This window comes from Brevibacillus reuszeri, from assembly GCF_002897295.1.
In the GTDB taxonomy this organism is placed as follows: domain Bacteria; phylum Bacillota; class Bacilli; order Brevibacillales; family Brevibacillaceae; genus Brevibacillus; species Brevibacillus reuszeri_A.
The window spans coordinates 163,689-182,384 of the sequence record NZ_BEXF01000008.1 but is presented as its reverse complement, the minus strand read 5'-3'; the positions used below and the strand labels follow the sequence as shown (position 1 = coordinate 182,384).

Sequence of the window (18,696 nt, the reverse complement as noted above, 5' to 3'; positions counted from 1 at the left end):
ACATCTGCCTTTTTCGCCTTCGGAGGGTACGACTACACGCTCATCCTACACTTCTTGATAGGAAATGGCAGCCAATCTGTTTGTTTTCGCTTTTACTTCTTCTGGATCGATTGTGATGCGAGCTACTCCTGAATCCATTGCTGCTTTCGCAACAGCAGCGGCTACATTCGGTGCTACACGCGCGTCGAATGGCGCAGGGATTACTTTATCAGAGGAAAGCTCTTCTGGAGTAATCAGATCAGCGATCGCGTAAACAGCTGCGAGCTTCATCGCTTCGTTGATTTCGGTTGCACGTGTATCAAGCGCTCCGCGGAAGATTCCAGGGAAAGCCAATACGTTGTTTACTTGGTTCGGGAAGTCGGAACGACCTGTACCCACTACGGCTGCCCCTGCAGCTTTTGCTTCCTCAGGCATAATTTCCGGTGTAGGGTTTGCCATAGCAAAAATGATAGCATCGCGGTTCATGGTGCGAACCATCTCTTGTGTAACAGCGCCAGCAACGGATACGCCGATGAATACGTCTGCACCCTTCATCGCATCAGCCAGATCACCTTGCAGCTTGCTGCGGTTTGTGATCTTTGCCATTTCTTCCTTCACTGGATTCATACCGAATTCGCGGCCTTCGTACACAATTCCTTTTGTATCACACATGATCACTTCTTTTACGCCCATGGAAATCAAAAGTTTCATGATCGCGATTCCTGCAGCACCTGCACCGTTTGCTACCACGCGAATGTCTTCCAGCTTTTTGTCAACTACGCGAAGTGCGTTGATCAGACCTGCTGCTGTTACGATCGCAGTACCATGCTGGTCATCGTGGAAAATAGGAATATTCGTTTCGCGCTTCAGGCGCTCTTCTACTTCAAAGCACGCTGGAGCAGCGATATCTTCCAGGTTTACGCCACCAAAGGTAGGCTCCAGAAGCTTCACTGTTTCCACGATTTTATCTACGTCTGTTGTATTCAAGCAGATTGGGAATGCGTCCACACCTGCAAAGGATTTAAACAGAACTGCTTTTCCTTCCATAACCGGCATTGCTGCTTCCGGACCGATGTTGCCAAGACCAAGCACAGCCGTTCCATCGCTGACTACAGCTACCAGGTTACCTTTCATCGTATAATCGTAAACTTTAGACTTGTCGTCAAAAATCTCTTTGCACGGCTCTGCAACCCCAGGAGAATATGCAAGACTTAAATCGTAAGCATTGCGAACTGGTACCTTGGTCACTGCCTCCAGTTTCCCCTGATGTTTGCTATGAAGCGCGAGGGCTTCCTCTCTCAGATTGGACATCATAACCACTCCATTTCACGTTTATCTGTTCTATGATTGCTTAGAGCCCATGTATTCAAAAAGAAAAACACTGAACCCACCTAAGTGGTCTGACCACTTTTTAAGTTATGAGTTCAATATATAGCAAAACCCATTCTCCTGTAAACCTGCCGAAAACGGCGAAAAAGGGAGGACATTCCTCATCCTCCCCAATTTATGGGCAATTCTTTCAAAATTACGCTGTCATGTCCCACAATATCTCGCGCTAGCTCCAAAAATGACTCGTCCACCTCTACCGAACTGTCTTTTGGCAGGCGAATTGTCTGTCTTTTTCCCTCGTAATATAAAATAACGGGAATCGTTCCTTTTTTTTCGACAAATAAACGTTTGAGCTGCTGCAGAGTCGAATCCTGCTCCTGCGCCGGACTAATTTTGACAAAAAGAACGTTCTCGACAGTTGGCTGCGGCAGTGCTTCAGCATCCCAAAAGCGTGAGGACAACAGCTTCACGGTGTCATCCTGATGATCGATCCGCGCTTCGGCAACCACCATTCTCTCCCGTCCCAAAACTTGTGCGTACTTGGCATACACCTGCGGAAAGACGACAATCTCGACTTGGGCTGTTTTGTCCTCGATCGTGATGAAAGCCATCGGGTCGCCTTTTTTCGTTTGAATTCTACGCTCATCTGTCACCATTCCGAATACTTTTACCGTTTTGTCGCGCGACAGCTCTCCCAAGGCAGAGATCGCCGTTACCTCCGGACGATTCGCCACGTGTGCAAATTGATCAAGTGGATGACCTGAAATATACACACCGAGAAGCTCACGCTCTTCTTTCAGCTGTTGAGGATGGGAGAGAGGTGGCACTTCTGGATATTCAGATGGAACGCGTACGGGGGCTGCCCCCTCTTGTCCTGCGAACAGATCGAGCTGATTGGCGTTTCGCTCAATTCGTTTGCTGTTTGCTTTTCCAACCGCTTCGTCCAAAAGCAGGAGCAGCTGGCTGCGGTGGCCAGGCAAACTGTCCAAGGCGCCACAAAGCGTCAGCGATTCGACGACACGTCTATTCACCAGACGCGCATCAACCCTCGCACAAAAATCAAACACATCGCGGTACGGACTTTCCTCTCGCTCAGACACGATGGATTCAATCGCCCCGTAGCCTACGTTTTTGACAGCAGCAAGTCCAAAACGGATGGCATTTTGTTCTACGGTAAACATAGCCTCGCTCTTGTTGACGTCAGGTCCCAGCACCGTAAGACGCAGTCTGCGGGCTTCCTCGGTGTATTCAGCAATCCGCGTTTGGCTGCCGATCGACAGGGACAGGAGCGCCGCCATAAAGGCGAGTGGGTGATTTGCCTTTAAATACGCCATCTGATAGGCGATGATCGCATAAGCGACGGAATGGGCCTTGTTGAAGCCGTAATCAGCAAAGCGTACGATGAGATCGTATACCTGATTGCCCAGCTCTGCCCCATGACCTTGGCGCACGCAGCCTTCTACAAACTTCTCCCGCTGCTCAGCCAGCAGCTCTCTTTTCTTTTTCCCGACCGCACGCCGCAAAATATCTGCTTCACCCAAGCTAAATCCCGCAAGCGTGGAGGAAATTTGCATGATTTGCTCCTGATAAATCATGAAGCCGTGCGTATCTTTGAGAATTGGCTCCAGAATCGGGTGAGCGAATTTCACCTCGCTCTGGCCGTGCTTGGCTGCGATGTATTGCGGAATAATCTCCATAGGTCCCGGGCGGTACAGGGCCAGCACTGCGATAATATCGTCCAGTGTCGTCGGCTTTAAATCACGCAGCACATGGCGCATCCCGGATGATTCCAGCTGAAACACCCCCGTCGTTTCGCCACGAGTAAGCATTTGAAAGGTGTGTGCATCATCAGTCGGTATGCTTTCCAGGTCCAAATCCGTTCCCTGCTCACTCAGATGGCGCAAGGTCTCCTGAATAATCGTCAGGTTGCGCAGCCCGAGAAAGTCCATTTTCAGAAGACCGACCTCTTCCAAAATCTCCATTGGATACTGGGTAAGGGCAAGACCTTCATTTCCTGTCTGCAAAGGAACGTACTGCGTCAGTGGCTCGCGTGAGATGACCACCCCAGCAGCATGTGTAGACGCGTGTCGCGGCAGCCCTTCTACCCCTTTGGCAGTTTCGATCAGCTTGGCTGCCTGCTTGTTTTCCGCACAAAGCTTGCCAATATCGGGATTTTGCTGCATCGCCCGATCAATCGTCATTCCTGGAGACTGTGGAATCATTTTGGCGACACGGTCGATCAGACCCAAGGAAAGTCCCAAAGCCCGTCCTACATCGCGCACCGCTGCTCTCGCTGCCATCGTTCCGAAGGTGATAATTTGCGCCACACGGTCATGCCCGTACTTACGTGCCACATACTGGATCACCTCGTCACGACGCTCTACGGAAAAATCAATATCGATATCGGGCATGGTGACCCGTTCAGGATTGAGAAACCGCTCAAAAAGCAAGTGATAGCGTATTGGATCAACGTTTGTGATCCGAAGCACATAGGCTACCAGGCTGCCTGCCGCCGAGCCTCTTCCCGGACCTGTCGGAATACTGTGCTCATGTGCGTATCGCATGAAATCCCAAACAATCAAAAAGTAATCTGTAAAGCCGGTTCCTGTAATGATAGACAGCTCGTGATCGAGCCTTTTTTGCACTTGTGGAGTAATCTCTCCATACCGCTCGATGCAGCCTTTTTCACAGAGCTCGCGCAAAAACGTCGTCGAATCCTGCTTGGCTGCCAAGGGGAATTCTGGCAAAATGTGAGCCCCAAGCGACAACTCCAGCTGACACCGCTCTGCGATTGCCAGTGTGTTTGTGAGTGCTTCCGGAGCGTAGGCAAACAGCTCTGCCATCTCCTCTGCCGTTTTCAAGTAATATTGATCGGTTTCATAGCGAAATCGATTTTCTTCATCAACTGTTTTTCCTTCCCCGATGGCAAGTAAAATATCGTGCTGCTGATGCTCTTCTTTATATAAGTAATGGACATTATTAGTGACAACGAGTGGGATGCCTGTCTCTTCGCCGAGCTTTGCCAGACGCGTATTCAGCCTGCGCTCGATCTCCAGACCGTGATCCTGCAGCTCCAAATAAAAGTGGTCAGGTCCAAATACGGATTGGTACCACAATGCCTTCTCCCTGGCTTCCTCTGCTTCACCCGCAAGCAAGTGTCTTGCTACCTCCCCCTCGCGACAAGCACTGAGAGCGATCAGCCCATCAGTGTGACGGGCAAGCACTTCTTTATTCAGGCGCGGGATGATGTAGCTTCCATCTGTATTAGCTATCGTCGCCAGCTTCAACAAATTTTTGTAGCCTTGCTCGTTTTCAGCCAGCACAACCAAATGACTAGGGGCGGGTGCATTGCGAACACGATCCTGCAGGTTGCCTTCGATCAGGTACAGCTCCATACCGATAATCGGCTTGATCCCTTTTTCCAGGCATGCTTTATAAAATGGCACTGCGCCATACAAATTGACGTGATCGGTAATCGCCAGCGCTGGCATTCCCAGCTTAGCTGCTCGCTCCACCAGTGGTTCAATACGAGCCGCTCCATCTAACAAGCTATATTCTGTATGAACATGCAAATGAACAAAGGAGGTCATCATGTTCTTCCTCTCTGTTATCGCTTACGAATCGTTATTTTCACTCTCTCCTCTCTATTATAGCGGAAAGTACAACAAGTAGGGGAAAATAAGAACGAATGTTCCTTGGATCATTTGACCATTCTCCCCCTCATTTGGTAGGATAATACGAGATTGCTAGAGAGGATGAATCCGTATATGTGGTCAGCTATTTATATGACCGGCGTTCTCGCTTCACTGGTTGCCAGCGTCTATTTCAGCATGCATGCCCGCAGACGGGGTATCCATCCGTTGGAATCCCGTATGACTCTTGGGAAAATGAACGTCGCTTTGGGTATCTTGGTTAGCTTGTTTGGCCTCAATCAATTCACATTCGAGACGTTGGATACAATCCGCATCGTTGTCGCGCTGATCATGCTGGTTGTAGGCGTCATCAATCTATTTTTGGGAACCCGCAATTATTTTCGTTACCGCACAGCTTGGCAGGCAGAGCTGAAAAAAGAAAAGCTGACCTAATGTAAGGGAATGAAGATAAATAAAATGGCGTGCGAACAGTTTTTGTTCCGACACGCCATTTTTTACTTTCTTGTTTTTTGTAGCTGCAAGATGAAATCAGGCTTCATATCCTTTATAATACGAAGCATACACGAGTTTGAGGGGGTGTATCGATTGGTAACGATTTCTGGTTTGCCAGATACTGCAGCGTCTCATGCAAAGCCTAGGATTTAGAGAGGCGATACTTTGCATGAGGTGGAGATTGACCCTAACAATCGCCTAAATGAGCATATCTCATTTCTATTTCTGTAGGCTTTGCACCTTATTTCTTTTTTTACTCAAGAATAAGGAGCTGGCAGAAGTGAAATATGTAAAAGCAACCGCTATTTTGCCTGAAACACTGATCGCTGAAATTCAAAAGTATGTACAAGGCGAAGCCATTTATATACCAAAACCAGAGGCAACGTATCAAAAATGGGGTACACGATCTGGAGGAAGAAAGCTACTTGATGACAGAAATCGCAAAATCAAGCATTTGTTTCAAAATGGCAGCACCATCGCCCAATTGGCCGAGGACTACTTCCTCTCCGTTGAAACGATTAAAAAAATCGTTTACGCCAAATAATTTCGTCACACAAAAGCAGCACAGATAATCTGAAATCACAGATTGTCCGTGCTGTTTTTTGTATAGTTCTTTATGCCTTTAATTGATCCCAGCCCTAAAAAAACCGCCGATGGACGCCAACAGCTCGCTGAGGAAAAAGGAGAAAAAAGCGAGAGCTCTTTGGGACTTCTCCCAGGCGCAATGGAAAAAGCGAAACACGCCTTTAAGCGTCCACCTCTGAACATCCCCACTGAACCCGCTACTTTGGACGCGGTTTCGCTTTTGAAATGGAGCCGGACAGTATAACTCCGACGCTAAGTCCCAAGAAGCTGGAGCGTTTTCTCCTTTTTCCTCCCACCACACCAGCCCTCCGTCGGAGGTCTTTTCCCTCCCCCAGTATGCCGAGTTTGTTTCCTACTCATCCTCTACATTTCCTTCCCATCCGGTCTCAACTACAATAAGGGTAGGAAAAAACAGAGGTGATCATCATGGAACCGTTTATCAAAAGTCACGAATACAACTTCATCAAAGCGCAAGTACAAGCCGTAATCAACGGGCATGCCAATAGCAGCGATCGTTCCGTACTCAATGCATTAAAAGATATGGCAAAAGAAAAAGTATTTCAGCTGTTTCCAGACCTGACCGAGGAACAAAAGCAGCTTCTCGAGCCCATCCATCATATCGAAGACCGGACTCAGTCGAAAAAACTGCTTGCGGAGCTATCCCCATACGTCATCCCGTTTCGAGTCGTAACCGAGCAAGCGTTGAAAAAGCTGTTTCCAAAGGTGAAGAAGCTAAAAGCTCCCAAGGCTGACGAGATCAATTGGAAGGAGCTTTCGTACCTGGGCTGGTTTGATGAAGGCTCTTCCAGAAAGTACATCGTCACTCATTTGGACAACAAGCTCGTCGGCGTACACGGGACCTTTACCAGCATAAATCAGAAGGGCGTTTGTGCAATATGCAACGACTTTGCCGACCTGGGGATGTTTGTCGCAGACATCAAAGCCTCCGGTGACGGAGCGTATCTAAAAAAAGGCAACTATATATGCGAGGATAGCCAGCAGTGCAATCGCAATATTACAGACCTAGACAAACTGCATGATTTTGTCCGCACCATGCAGATTCAAAAATAATCAAAAAACGGCGTACGAACTGTTTTTGGTTCGAACGCCGTTTCTGTTTTACACCTGACGAATAAGCCTCGTGTAAAATTGGCAGGCTTCTACAATCTGGGTTACTTCGCAGCTTTCATTGGTCATATGCGCGAGCTTGTAATCTCCTGGTCCAAAGCCGATGGTCGGGATCCCCATACTAACAGGGGTGACTGCATTTGTTCCGAAATCCCAATAATCGTACTCATGCGAATCACTGCCAAAGGTCTGGGCATACGCTTCCTTACACGCACGAGTAAGCTCATGCTCCTCATCGATTTTCCAAGGCAGGTGGAACGGCTCATAGACAACATCGACGCCTGTCCAGCTCTTGCGGCGAAGTGTCCCGATTTCCCAGGTGGCTTCTTTTCCTTGGATGATCCGGTCCATTTCATTTTGGATCGTCTCCTCGGTTTCGCCCAATACCATTCTCCGATCCAGGTACACTTCACATTCCGACGGAACAGCATTCAGCGAAGCACTGACACTCGATATTCTCGACATCACAAGAGTTCCTCTTGGCCCTTCTTTTCTCATCAGCTCGGCATTCGTCTTCTCTACTCGCTGGATGATTTCAGCCATTTCATAGATGGCATTTTTCCCTTTCTCTGGTGCTGAGCCATGGGCAGAGACACCTTTTGTCTTAATTAAAATTTGCGCCTTGCCTTTATGTCCCAACGTTATTTTGTTATTGGACGGCTCGCAAATCACCATGTAGTCTGGTCTGAAGTCGCGCTCATGGAACAAATGCTTCAGATTTTCCCCGTCGCAATATTCCTCATCCACCGTGCACGATACATAGATCGTTTTCCCCTCACTGTAGCCGGTTTGTTTTGCGAGAATACCCGCATAGATGGAGGCTGCGATCGCCGATTTCATGTCTACAGAGCCTCTGCCATAAAGCCTGCCATTTACAATCTCCGCGCTAAATGGCGGAACCTCCCACGCGTCTGGGTCATTGACCTCTACCGTATCCATATGGGAATCAAACATGATCACCTTTTCACCGTTGCCGATTCTCCCGACGACATTGCCAATCGTGTCAATAAACACTTCATCATATCCGAGCTCAAGCATCTTTTTCTCAATCACAGCAGCGATTTCTTTTTCTTGATCGGAGTAGCTCTGGATTCTGATCAGCTCCTGGGCAAAGGAAATCAGATCCTTTTCTGTCTCTTGCATCATCGCTTCCAAGCTTTTTAGCTGTTCCATCGTTTCTCTCTCCTTTTTCTATTTGTAAGCAGGGTATTGTCCTTCCCATACGATCTTTTGATATTGCTGCGGATCTGTGTCTCCCTCCGTGCTGATCACCAGTATCCGAGAGCTGGTATCTAGGGAAAGCTCACGGCAAAGCTGCGGATTATCCGTTAGCTTGCGCAAATAGTAGAGCAGGCCAAGAGTTACTGCTCCCGATTCTCCTGAAATGACGCGAGGATCACTCTTCAGCGGATTGCCATATACTCTCATCCCGAGCGCAGAGATCGCATCGGGGCACGAAAATGCACCCGTTGCGTATTGACGAAGCAAGCGAAAAGCTCTCGTGTTTGGTTCCCCGCACGCCAGTCCCGCCATGATCGTTTTCATCTCGCCACCTACTACTTCTCTTCCGCCATCCTCAGTAGTAAATGACCGATAGTAGCAGTCTGCCTGATCCGGCTCTACAACCAGGATGGCGGGTGGATTGTCTCGGTACACATGGACCAGATACCCTGCAATTGCGGCTGCGAAAGAACCGACTCCGGCCTGGAGGAAAACATGGGTCGGGGGCTTGGCACCGTCCTCCAGCAATTGCTCCTCGATTTCTTTAGCCATAGACGCATATCCTTGCATAATCCATAACGGAATATCGTCATAGCCTTCCCATGCTGTATCCTGTACCATGACCCAACCGTTTTTTTCTGCGAGGGCCGCACACATTCTGACGGTTTCATCGTAATTGACCTCGGTAATGTCTGCTTGAGCGCCCTCGCTTCGAATCGCCGTCAGACGCTGTATAGACGAGCCTTTGGGCATATAGATGACGGACCGCTGCCCAAGCTCTCTAGCTGCCCAGGCAATCCCGCGTCCGTGATTCCCATCTGTCGCTGAAATAAACGTGATTTCACCCAGTCTCTCTTTTACACGAGGGGATTGTAATGCTTCGAAAGACAAGTCCTCCACCTTCTCGCCCAGCTGCTGAGCCACGTACTTTCCGACAGCGTAGATGCCCCCCATCACCTTAAAGGCATTCAGGCCAAACCGATATGATTCATCTTTTACGCGAATATCGGCAACCTGTAGATGCTCGGCCAAATACCCTAGCTGGTGCAAGGGGGTTCTTGTATAAGCGCGGTGGGTTTGCTGAAAGGCATGGACACTTCGGATCTGACTTTTGGCAAAGATAGATAGCTCTTCTTCGTTATACTCGATCGAATGAAACTTGTTTTTTGCCCACTTCACATCGCTTACCACTTGCGATTGCATGGCTATTCCTCCTTTGCTCGCCTTTCTTACGTCTCCTGCTTTTCATAAGCACAGACCATGCCAATGCTTTTCCTGTGGAGAAATAATCCCACTCTACCCCTAACTCCACTTGTAACCGTGTCGGAATTCGACATCCAATCGGTCTTTTTATGCGATGCAATGGAAAAATAAAAGTCAGCCATTCGAGTATCAAAATGATACGAAATGACTGACGTCAGATGAATGAATATAGGTCACATACGGTTTAAACCCAAAAAGTATCAAACTGATACCAAGTCTCATTTTGACACTTTACTATTTTCGTTTCGCTACCAGCTTTCGCCTCTGCTGCCAGCTGTTTGTTATAGCCTTGCAGGGGGCACTGCCCTATAATGGTCTTTGTGTGACATTCTATTACCTTAGACAACCTGAGCGTAGTGCTGACGGTTGTCCTTTTTTACATATTGGGCTTTTTTATCTTGCCCACATCGTCTCAGGGTTCAGCTCGTAGATGCCATCTTCTCTGTACATATAATGGTTCATGATAAATTCTCGCCTGATCGTTGCGTAATCATCATGAAATTGCTTAATGTATTCATTGATTTCTTTTTCGGGATACTTCCGCCCTTTTTCCAGCCCACGTACCATGTATTCGAAAACAACCAGCTTTTTCTTGCGTTGTGCCGGGATTTGCTTCAGCTTGCCGTCCGGTGTAATAAAGCTGCGAATGACTTGCATCTTCTCCAGCTCCATCTGTGTCTTCCTCTCCTCTACATCTGCACCATCTACAAGCAAATCCTCACCAGTGGACTCTTTTGCTTTTTCCATGACCTGGATAATGGCCCCTGATTGCCGTTTCAGGTTAGCTTCGTGTAAATAAAAGTAAATGGTGTTTTTATCTCTTCGCTCATAAACGACGCCTGCTTCACGCAGCTTAGCCATATGGTGTGTAATCGTTGGCGGTGTCACTCCAAGCTTGCCTGCCAGTGCCTGTCCGTGCAAGGGGCCATTTGTCAAAATCGCCAGGATTCGCACCCGCGTCGGATCTCCCAATGCTTTATAAAACGTAACAAGTTGATCTAATTGCAACACGTCTACCCCCTTATTATCACAAGCAAACTAATTAGATGTTCTTCTAATAAGATCGTAGCTGACATTGCTCTTCCTGTCAATTTTTTGGTGAACATAAAGGGTAAGACCGGAACCCTTTTTGCCGCAAGGAGTTCCGGTCTTCTATATCATTAGATATCAGCTTTTCAAAAAGACTTTCCCTTTGGTTTTTTTAGCACATTCGACAGCATGAATAGCTTTTTCTACGTCTAACAAGTCGTAAACAGAATCCACCATCATCAAACTCAATCTTTTATCATTTATCAACGTTATCAAATTACTAAACGTTTCTTGCCATTTATCAGTTGATACTCGTGCATTCCAATTCCGTAAATGAAACATATTCGCATTTACTTTTGCCTTATTTATGATTTCTGTCCAGTTAACTTGTTTTTCTGATAAAAGGCCAATGGTTAAAAAGTTCCCATTTGGGTGTACACAAAAAGCTAAATTGGTTCCAGCTGAACCTCCAACAGAATCAATAGCAGCATCGGCACCCATCCCATTAGTTAATTCCATAACGGTTTCATATAGTGGATCTTTGGATGTATCAATTACATACGAAGCACCCAAATTAAGTAATTCCTCTGTGTATCGGTTATTTCTAGTAACCGCAATCAATCGAAAGCCAAAAATTCTCGAAAACTGAGCCAAAACATGCCCAATAGAAGAACCACACGCATTGACCAATAAAACATCGTTCAAATTTAATTTTAAAACTTCTGTACAAATTACCAAAGCCGTAATTGGATTTATATACATCTGCGCAGCTGTAAAATCATCAATAGTATCAGGTATTGGAACTGCAAATTCAACAGATGTCCTAACAAACTCCTGCCATGTACCTTCCCCGCGCAAAGGCAAAACACGTTTACCAATAAGATTTGGAGGAACGAGACGTCCTACATCTTCTACAATACCTACCCCTTCATATCCGGGGATATTGGGTAAAGAAATACGATGAGAATAAGACCCTCTTATCGGTATTAAGTCAGAAGGGTTTATCGGGCGTGCTAGCATTCGAACAAGGACTTCAGTATCTTTCAATGGTTCGATTTTTGTATATTCAATCTTTAATACGTCTTTAGGGCTACCAAACTCATGGAATTTAACACACTTCGCTACTAACACAATAAGTCTCCTTCATTTAAACCCCGATTACTATGATTATACCATCATTTACCCATTCAACTTATATACATGTGATTCTGCGCGTCCATTTTTGACGAAAAAAAGCCAGCCAGCCGAAGAAGGATTCTCTTCACTGGATGACCTATTCTTCGTTACATTTCGTTACACTACCGCTCAATAATTTGTGCAGTGACCATAGCCTGCCCAACCAGCTGCTCGCCGTGGTAGACCGAAACCTCTACTTTTCCAAAGCGACGGCTGATGTCCAAAAGGCGCGGCTGCACCTCGATATGGCTCTCCATCTGAACCGGCTTCAAGAAATATACCGTAATGTTTTCCGGCACCATGTCACCACGCCGATGCAGACGCAACAAATTACAGGCTGCTTCTACCATGACAGTAGTCATAATCCCGCTCGCAATCGTACCGAGATGGTTGGTCATCTGTGGACTTACATCCCCGAGGTACACGACCTCGTCAGCTTGGCGCTCTTCACGGAAATGCGACATGATCAGGTTCGGAAAGGTTTCGCTCATTTGCGGCTGCTTCGCGGTAAACTGCAGCGCTTTTAGTACGTCGTTGCGGCTCAGGACGCCGACCAGCTTGCGGTGATTATCCACGACCGGCAACAGCTCGATGCCTTCCCACACCATCGTATGAGCCGAGGAGGCTACGGACACACGCGGTGAGGTCGTAATCGGGTTTTTGGTCATTACTTTATCGATTGTCGCTGTTTCCTCGTGACCGATAATATCCTTGGAGGTGACGATTCCGATTAGGCGCATCTGCTCGTCGACTACAGGAAATCTCGTATCTTGATACAGCTCTGTATATTGATGCCACTTGGCAACGGAGTCGGAGGTTAGCAGCACAGGTGTTTCTGCCAGCGGCTTTAGCACGTCTTCTACCATGACGATTTCTTTTTTAATCAATCGATCGTAAATGGCTCTATTGATCATGGAAGCGACTGTAAATGAATCATAGCTGGATGAAATAATAGGGAGTGCGAGTCGATCTGCCAGCTGCTTGATCTCTTCGCTCGTGTCAAATCCTCCAGTAATGAGTACAGCGGCTCCCTGCTGCAATGCAATCTTGTGAGCCTGATAACGGTTCCCTACAATCAATAGACTGCCAGCATCGATATAGCGCATCATCGCTTCCAGCTGCATGGCGCCTATGACAAATTTATTTAATGTTTTGTGCAGCCCTTCTCGTCCACCTAATACGTGGCCGTCAACGATATTGACGACCTCTGCAAACGTAAGCCGCTCTATGTTTTCTTTCTGCTTCTTCTCGATCCTCACTGTTCCGACACGTTCGATCGTACTGACGTATCCTTGTGTTTCCGCTTCCTTGATCGCACGGTATGCCGTACCCTCACTTACGTCCAGGTCTTTGGCGATCTGCCGCACGGAAATCTTCGAACCGATCGGAAGGCGATCAATATGTTGCAAGATTTGTTCATGCTTGGTTGCCATCTTGCCCTTCCCCCTTCCTCTTGTTTCAGCCGTTCCTTATACTCCTGCTCCTTCGACCAATATACCCGAAGGAGAGACAAAAAAAAAGGGTAGCTTTTTCAAGCTACCTAATCAGAAAGTATATCATTAAGGGGGTTTTCATCGTGCTTTTATCTTACCCCTGGAATATTACAGGAATATTACAGACGGTTTACAGTTTCTTTTCAGTTTCACTAATTTAACCAGTTTGCGAGTAAACCTTGGACGAGTCCGATAATCCCGCCAAGAATAAAGCCAAGTACCGTAATCATGCGGAACTCTTTTCCTGAAATCCCTACTACCATTTCTTCAATTCTTTCAATTGGAAATCCTTCTACTTGCCGTGTAACAATATCGCGAACTGCGAGGCGCTTAAAAATACGTTCTACATTTTGCTGCAAAGAATCTACCATCCATCTTGCTACGCGCGGGATCAATTCATTTGTTACACTCTCCTGGAATGGAGCAGTCAAGCTGGACATCGGCTTGTCCACGATTTTGATGCTTCCCTCTTCCAGCCTTGCAAACAGCGCATTTGCCCATTCATCTACCTGCTCACGCCCAAGCCAGGCAACTACCTCTCCTACATTTTTATCGAGTAGCTTGTCTGCTTCGACCTGTAAAAATTGCTGGATTCGCCCAGCGAGCTCTGGGCGCTGGAGAATTTCATCCAAATGGGGAAGCAGCTTGCCCAAAATCTTGTCATCGCCAAGGAACATGCCGACCAGGCCACCGAACATTCCGCCTCCTCCACCTAGCATACCTCGAACCATGTTCTGCAGGGTCTGATGTCCTTCTGGAGAATGCAGATACTCGCGAAAACGAGTCAAAAGCAGCTGGCTCACCGTACTGAGTGTATCCTCAAGACGCTTTGGCGCATTTTCTGGAAGCAGCTCTCGCAGCGACTTTTGTTCATTTTGATAGAGCGCCTGGTCTACGAAGGCTTGCCAATACAGCTGAACAGGAGTGCGAATCCGGTCGCTCCATCCACCTTCTTCATTAAAGGACTCTGGCAAAGCCTTGACCAAAACCTGACGCAGCGTCCGCTCGTCCGACATCCAGTCATGAGCGATGCTGGTCATCCAGCCTGCCAATGTGTTTTCTAGCCCAGTCTGGGTAAGAGCACGCCTGATGCCTTCTGTTGTCAGCAAATGCTCTTCCACTAATTTGCCCATTTGTATTGCGATGTCGTCGCGCCTACTAGGAATCAATCCAGGCGTAAAAGGAACCCGCCAATTCCCGATGTACCAAGGCTTGAGCGGTCGAAAAAGCATTCGAATCGCGAGCTCATTCGTAACTCCTCCAATCACGGAGCCTACTCCAATATTCACTAATATTATCCAAACGTTCATAACTACTAACAACCTCTCTTCTGTGCATGGCACCAAACCATTTGGCTACTCATACCATAGACTAACTTCATGCCTGATGGGAAGGGGATAATCATGTCTTACGTTCCAACCATCGTTGTTGCATACGAGCCAAAGTCGGAAGTAGACCTTTACCTGCCCCAGGCGCAAATGCGCAAATTAAAGCTGCAAGCCTCTACACTCGATATCCAATTTGGAAGTAAAACGGTTTGCGCCCGCGTTGGCAGCATGGAACGAAGTGGTAATACCCTGATTCGTCCATCTTTGGCTCAATCTTTGCATTTGCCTACGGGAGTCCCTTTGCTCCTGCGCTACTCTTCAGACCAGCAGAAGCTAGTTTTCGGTCCCTATGTCGGAATTCTAGTATCTACCTACAATACCCAATATCCACAGTCTCCCTTCGGCCCACTCACTCCTTTTTTCAACGAAGTGGCTGACATCAACCGAAAACGTGGTGGAATTATCTGTGCTTTCCGGCTACAGGATGTCAATTGGGATGCCGGAATTGTTCGTGGCTTAGTGCGAAAGGGCGGCGCCTGGAGACAAAGAGTACTACCGCTCCCTCAATGCATATACAACCGACTCGTGTCCCGTCAGCGGGAACGAAGCGAGCAAATGAGTGCTTGGGTACAAAGATGCAAAGACGCGAACATTCCATTTTTTAACGAACGATTCCTGAACAAATGGCACGTGCACGCTGCACTCGAAAATCAGGAGGCAGCAGCGCCCCATCTCCCCAGCATGGTCCGTTACCAAGACCAGGAGGATTTACGGCAAATGCTCTCCGGGTACCGCACAATCTATGCGAAGCCGGCAAACGGCAGTATGGGGCGAGGAATTATTCGGCTGCGCAGAACAACAGAAGGCTACTCACTTGCCAGACCCGGTGGAATGAATCAATCATTTTCCAGTATACAAGGGCTGCATCATTACCTGTCAAAACGAACAAAAGGAAAACCTTACTTATTGCAGCAAGGTTTACCGTTAATCGGCATCAACGGTCGGCCGACAGATTTTCGCGTTTTGGTACAAAAAAACCGCAGTGGTGAATGGTCTGTAACCTCAATGGTAGCCCGTCTGGGACAAAATCGCATCGTCTCCAATATTTCCCGCGGCGGGTCCATGCTCACGCCAATCCAGGCTTTGCGTGTATGCGGTCCCTGGGCCAGCGGAGTCAAACCATCTCCTCAAACGCTGCGGGAGGTTGCACTGAAGCTCTCAGTGCTTTTGGAAGAAGGTCTTCCTGGCCATTATGCAGAGTTTGGCGTTGACCTCGGTGTAGACGTGCACGGTCAAGTATGGCTTTTGGAGGTAAACAGCAAGCCTTCGAAAACAGCGAACACGATACCTCTGCCGGAAGGTGTGGATGAACCCCCCAGGCGTGCACGTCCCTCAGTCGTTCGCATGCTTGAATATGCATCTTATATTAGCGGTTATCCCCGTGCCTCCAAAGCAAAATCTGGCACAAAGAAAAAAACAAGCGGCAAGAACTATAGGCGAAGGTGACCTACATGACAGCAAACAAGAGAAGCTTGGGCATCATGACTCGTTGCCAAGGCTCCCACTTTGTAGACAAAGGGTATTACAGAAAGCTGACGCAATACGGACGCAAGCATGGCATCCGCGTCTTTGTGTTTTCACCGCGTCAAGTTGACTTCTCCACCAGAATGGTCAAAGGCTTTGAATTCCGCAATGGCGCTTGGCAATCCAATGTTTTTCCGATGCCGACCTTGATCTACGACCGCTGTTTTGTCGGCCCATCTTACCGCCACTATAAACCATTTGTGGAGAAGTTGCAAAACGATCGCAACATTACATTTTTGGGGCATGGCCTGTCCGGCAAATGGCAGGTTCATCAGATACTGTTGAAGTCTTCTTTGCTTGCCCCTCATTTACCTCCGACGGACCTCCTCACCTTTTCTGCCTTGGATGGCACTCTAAATAAATACGGCGCCGCCATCATCAAGCCCATGGCTGGCACACATGGCATTGGTGTTGTGCGAATCAAAGAAATACGCAGTGGTTACGTCGCATCTGGTCGCAATCGCGAGAATCAGCCTTTTCGCAGGCTTATTCGAGAAAAAGAGAAGCTCAAAGCATTCGTCGCATCCTTTACCGCTGGGCGCAAATTTTTAGTGCAGCCGTATCTGGAACTGCATACCCCGGATGGCACCCCGTTTGATGTCCGGGTTCTCGTACAAAAAAACGGCGAAGGAAACTGGGAGACGACAGGGAGAGCGGTCCGTTTAGGAGACAAACGAAGCATTACCTCCAATTTGCACGGGGGCGGCAAGGCCGTAGCTCTTGCATCCTTTCTAAGCAAGCACTTCCCACCTGCTATGTGTACCCGGATCGACCAGGTCATTCATCGACTGACGGATGAGTTGCCGCGTTTTCTGGAGCAGAATCATGGGCGCTTAGTCGAGCTTGGAATCGATGTCGGAATTGATACAACGGGAAACGTCTGGATTATTGAAGTAAACAGCCGGCCGGGTCGAACCGTCTTTCGCATGATTGACGATCCGACTGCACAGCTTCATTCGATTACCCAGCCTGTTCGATATGCCAACTATCTCATGAAAGAGCGTGTAGGAGGTTACTAAGCATGGAAACGACTAGAGTGCGGCTCCGCTTTCTTTCTCACCCAAGCATATGCGGGATCATCCTGCCGAACAATCTCTTCCAAAAGCTACAGCTTCGACATCGGCAAAAAATAACAATCATGCTGGGGAAAAAGGAAGTCGTCGCAACTGCACTGCAGGATAAACGAAATCCTGAAAGCAATATCGTTAAGATGACCACTCTGCTTCAAAACGAGCTTAGCATCCCGCATGGCGGACTGATCAATCTCAAGCAAGAGGGAAATTCACTGCGGATCGGTCCCGCGATCGGGATTGTCACCACGGGAATTCGCCGAGATCCGAAGCAGCCAATCGGCCCGCGTACATCATTTTTTCACAAGCTTTTGCAGGCGCAGGAAGGAAAAGGAGTCTTTTACTTCATCTTTTCTCCCCATGACGTGGACTGGCGAAACAATCAGGTGAGTGCGTGGTTTTTACGCAAAAGCAAGAAAGGCGGCTATCTCTGGAGAAAAATGATGACGGCTATGCCAGACGTCATTTATGATCGGATTCCTTCACGTTCCGCTGAAAAGCATGAAGCTGTGCAAGAATTTAAATACAAGCTGGCCAGCTATCCTGACACCCCTATGTTTAACCAAGGCTTTTTTAACAAGTGGGGCGTCCACCAGCTGTTGTACCCGAATCCAGAGGTGAACGAGCATATCCCGGAAACGTATACTTCTCCTTCCCTAGTGACAGTCCGCAATCTGCTACGTAAATATCCGATTGTGTATTTGAAGCCGAAAAACGGCAGTCTGGGCTATGGCATCGTCAAAGTCGTGAAGAATAACGGCGGAGGCTATGACGTCTCCTATCACAATGGAAGCGGAAATGTAAAACGGCATTTCGGCAAGCTGTCCAGCTTGTATCAGCATGTTTTCCGCAGTAGACGTGTTGGCTCTTATTTGGCTCAGCAAGGCATCCCTTTGATGACGTTCCACGGACGTCCCTTTGATTTCCGTGTACATCTCCATAAAAACCAGCAAAACGAATGGGTTGTTTCCTGCACGGCAGCAAAAGTAGCCGGCTCAGGAAGTGTCACGACACACGTTCGTACTGGCGGTACGGTCATCCCCGGCGATGAGCTGCTGCATCACCTGTTTGGCAAACAAAAAGCGCTAATGACACAGCGCATATCAGAAGCCTCGATTCGCCTCGCTACAGCCATTGAGCTGGCAAAAGGCATTGACCTTGGAGAACTCGGACTGGATATGGGCATCGACACGCATGGTCACGTCTGGATGTTTGAGGCCAACTCCAAGCCGGGACGCTCGATTTTCAAGCACGCTAGGCTCAAGCAGGCCGATCAGGAATCCCGCAAGCTGTTAGTCGATTACAGCTGCTATCTTGCCAACTTCTAAAAACGAAACGCGATATGTATCAGCACCGTTTTTCAGGA

At 48.0% G+C, this 18,696-nt stretch carries 14 protein-coding genes; 6 read left to right on the top strand and 8 right to left on the bottom strand.

Going from position 1 to position 18,696, the window contains the following annotated elements; translation table 11 throughout:
* Nucleotides 1-45: 45 nt before the first annotated feature.
* Nucleotides 46-1,290: an NAD(P)-dependent malic enzyme gene (locus C3B52_RS15050; RefSeq protein WP_103107065.1), complete on the bottom strand. Its 1,245-nt coding sequence runs from the start codon at nucleotides 1,288-1,290 to the stop codon at nucleotides 46-48.
* A 179-nt stretch (nucleotides 1,291-1,469) separates the two neighbouring features.
* Nucleotides 1,470-4,898, bottom strand: coding sequence for a DNA polymerase III subunit alpha (locus C3B52_RS15045; protein WP_103107259.1), 3,429 nt, complete (start codon nucleotides 4,896-4,898; stop codon nucleotides 1,470-1,472).
* Nucleotides 4,899-5,075: 177 nt separating this feature from the next.
* Here C3B52_RS15045 and C3B52_RS15040 point away from each other — a divergent pair, with 177 nt between their 5' ends.
* The 3 genes from C3B52_RS15040 to C3B52_RS15025 all read left to right on the top strand — a co-directional run bounded on the left by C3B52_RS15040 (nucleotide 5,076) and on the right by C3B52_RS15025 (nucleotide 7,109).
* Nucleotides 5,076-5,393, top strand: coding sequence for a YtpI family protein (locus C3B52_RS15040; RefSeq protein WP_103107063.1), 318 nt, complete (start codon nucleotides 5,076-5,078; stop codon nucleotides 5,391-5,393).
* A 340-nt stretch (nucleotides 5,394-5,733) separates the two neighbouring features.
* A complete protein-coding gene (locus tag C3B52_RS15035) occupies nucleotides 5,734-5,997 on the top strand; it encodes a CD3324 family protein (RefSeq protein WP_103107061.1) in 264 nt (87 codons plus the stop codon).
* Between the two features lie 467 nt (nucleotides 5,998-6,464).
* On the top strand, nucleotides 6,465-7,109 hold the full coding sequence (locus tag C3B52_RS15025) for a FusB/FusC family EF-G-binding protein (protein ID WP_103107257.1): 645 nt from the start codon (nucleotides 6,465-6,467) through the stop codon (nucleotides 7,107-7,109).
* Between the two features lie 48 nt (nucleotides 7,110-7,157).
* Here C3B52_RS15025 and C3B52_RS15020 read toward each other — a convergent pair whose 3' ends face one another.
* The 6 genes from C3B52_RS15020 to C3B52_RS14995 form a co-directional block, all read right to left on the bottom strand.
* The gene (locus C3B52_RS15020; RefSeq protein WP_103107057.1) at nucleotides 7,158-8,339 is read right to left on the bottom strand and encodes a YgeY family selenium metabolism-linked hydrolase; all 1,182 of its coding nucleotides are present in this window, start codon (nucleotides 8,337-8,339) and stop codon (nucleotides 7,158-7,160) included.
* A gap of 18 nt (nucleotides 8,340-8,357) precedes the next feature.
* Nucleotides 8,358-9,590, bottom strand: coding sequence for a diaminopropionate ammonia-lyase (dpaL, locus tag C3B52_RS15015; RefSeq protein WP_103107055.1), 1,233 nt, complete (start codon nucleotides 9,588-9,590; stop codon nucleotides 8,358-8,360).
* Between the two features lie 453 nt (nucleotides 9,591-10,043).
* Nucleotides 10,044-10,658, bottom strand: coding sequence for a DUF2087 domain-containing protein (locus tag C3B52_RS15010; protein WP_103107053.1), 615 nt, complete (start codon nucleotides 10,656-10,658; stop codon nucleotides 10,044-10,046).
* A gap of 159 nt (nucleotides 10,659-10,817) precedes the next feature.
* Nucleotides 10,818-11,810, bottom strand: a complete 993-nt coding sequence (locus C3B52_RS15005; protein WP_103107051.1) for a zinc-dependent alcohol dehydrogenase family protein — start codon at nucleotides 11,808-11,810, stop codon at nucleotides 10,818-10,820.
* A gap of 167 nt (nucleotides 11,811-11,977) precedes the next feature.
* Nucleotides 11,978-13,288 carry a DRTGG domain-containing protein gene (locus C3B52_RS15000; RefSeq protein WP_103107049.1) on the bottom strand — a complete coding sequence of 437 codons (1,311 nt, stop codon included), beginning with the start codon at nucleotides 13,286-13,288 and terminating at the stop codon, nucleotides 11,978-11,980.
* 212 nt (nucleotides 13,289-13,500) lie between these two features.
* Nucleotides 13,501-14,658: a DUF445 domain-containing protein gene (locus tag C3B52_RS14995; RefSeq protein WP_103107048.1), complete on the bottom strand. Its 1,158-nt coding sequence runs from the start codon at nucleotides 14,656-14,658 to the stop codon at nucleotides 13,501-13,503.
* 93 nt (nucleotides 14,659-14,751) lie between these two features.
* Here C3B52_RS14995 and C3B52_RS14990 point away from each other — a divergent pair, with 93 nt between their 5' ends.
* Genes C3B52_RS14990 through C3B52_RS14980 form a run of 3 tightly spaced genes read left to right on the top strand, consistent with a single transcriptional unit; the run spans nucleotide 14,752 to nucleotide 18,658 of the window.
* Entirely contained in the window at nucleotides 14,752-16,182 is a 1,431-nt protein-coding gene (locus tag C3B52_RS14990) for a YheC/YheD family endospore coat-associated protein (RefSeq protein WP_103107046.1), read from the top strand.
* A gap of 5 nt (nucleotides 16,183-16,187) precedes the next feature.
* Nucleotides 16,188-17,279 (top strand): YheC/YheD family endospore coat-associated protein, encoded by a 1,092-nt coding sequence (locus tag C3B52_RS14985; protein ID WP_103107044.1) that lies wholly within the window; start codon nucleotides 16,188-16,190, stop codon nucleotides 17,277-17,279.
* 2 nt (nucleotides 17,280-17,281) lie between these two features.
* Nucleotides 17,282-18,658, top strand: coding sequence for a YheC/YheD family endospore coat-associated protein (locus tag C3B52_RS14980; RefSeq protein ID WP_103107043.1), 1,377 nt, complete (start codon nucleotides 17,282-17,284; stop codon nucleotides 18,656-18,658).
* Nucleotides 18,659-18,696 lie beyond the last annotated feature (38 nt).

What these genes read in the sequence shown, in the direction of transcription:
- C3B52_RS15045 (WP_103107259.1), bottom strand. Translation starts at nt 4,898, where the DNA reads ATGACCTCCTTTGTTCATTTGCATGTTCATACAGAATATAGCTTGTTA.
- C3B52_RS14980 (WP_103107043.1), top strand. Translation starts at nt 17,282, where the DNA reads ATGGAAACGACTAGAGTGCGGCTCCGCTTTCTTTCTCACCCAAGCATA.
- C3B52_RS15050 (WP_103107065.1), bottom strand. Translation starts at nt 1,290, where the DNA reads ATGTCCAATCTGAGAGAGGAAGCCCTCGCGCTTCATAGCAAACATCAG.
- C3B52_RS15025 (WP_103107257.1), top strand. Translation starts at nt 6,465, where the DNA reads ATGGAACCGTTTATCAAAAGTCACGAATACAACTTCATCAAAGCGCAA.
- C3B52_RS15040 (WP_103107063.1), top strand. Translation starts at nt 5,076, where the DNA reads ATGTGGTCAGCTATTTATATGACCGGCGTTCTCGCTTCACTGGTTGCC.
- C3B52_RS14995 (WP_103107048.1), bottom strand. Translation starts at nt 14,658, where the DNA reads ATGAACGTTTGGATAATATTAGTGAATATTGGAGTAGGCTCCGTGATT.
- C3B52_RS14985 (WP_103107044.1), top strand. Translation starts at nt 16,188, where the DNA reads ATGACAGCAAACAAGAGAAGCTTGGGCATCATGACTCGTTGCCAAGGC.
- dpaL (WP_103107055.1), bottom strand. Translation starts at nt 9,590, where the DNA reads ATGCAATCGCAAGTGGTAAGCGATGTGAAGTGGGCAAAAAACAAGTTT.
- C3B52_RS15020 (WP_103107057.1), bottom strand. Translation starts at nt 8,339, where the DNA reads ATGGAACAGCTAAAAAGCTTGGAAGCGATGATGCAAGAGACAGAAAAG.
- C3B52_RS15000 (WP_103107049.1), bottom strand. Translation starts at nt 13,288, where the DNA reads ATGGCAACCAAGCATGAACAAATCTTGCAACATATTGATCGCCTTCCG.
- C3B52_RS14990 (WP_103107046.1), top strand. Translation starts at nt 14,752, where the DNA reads ATGTCTTACGTTCCAACCATCGTTGTTGCATACGAGCCAAAGTCGGAA.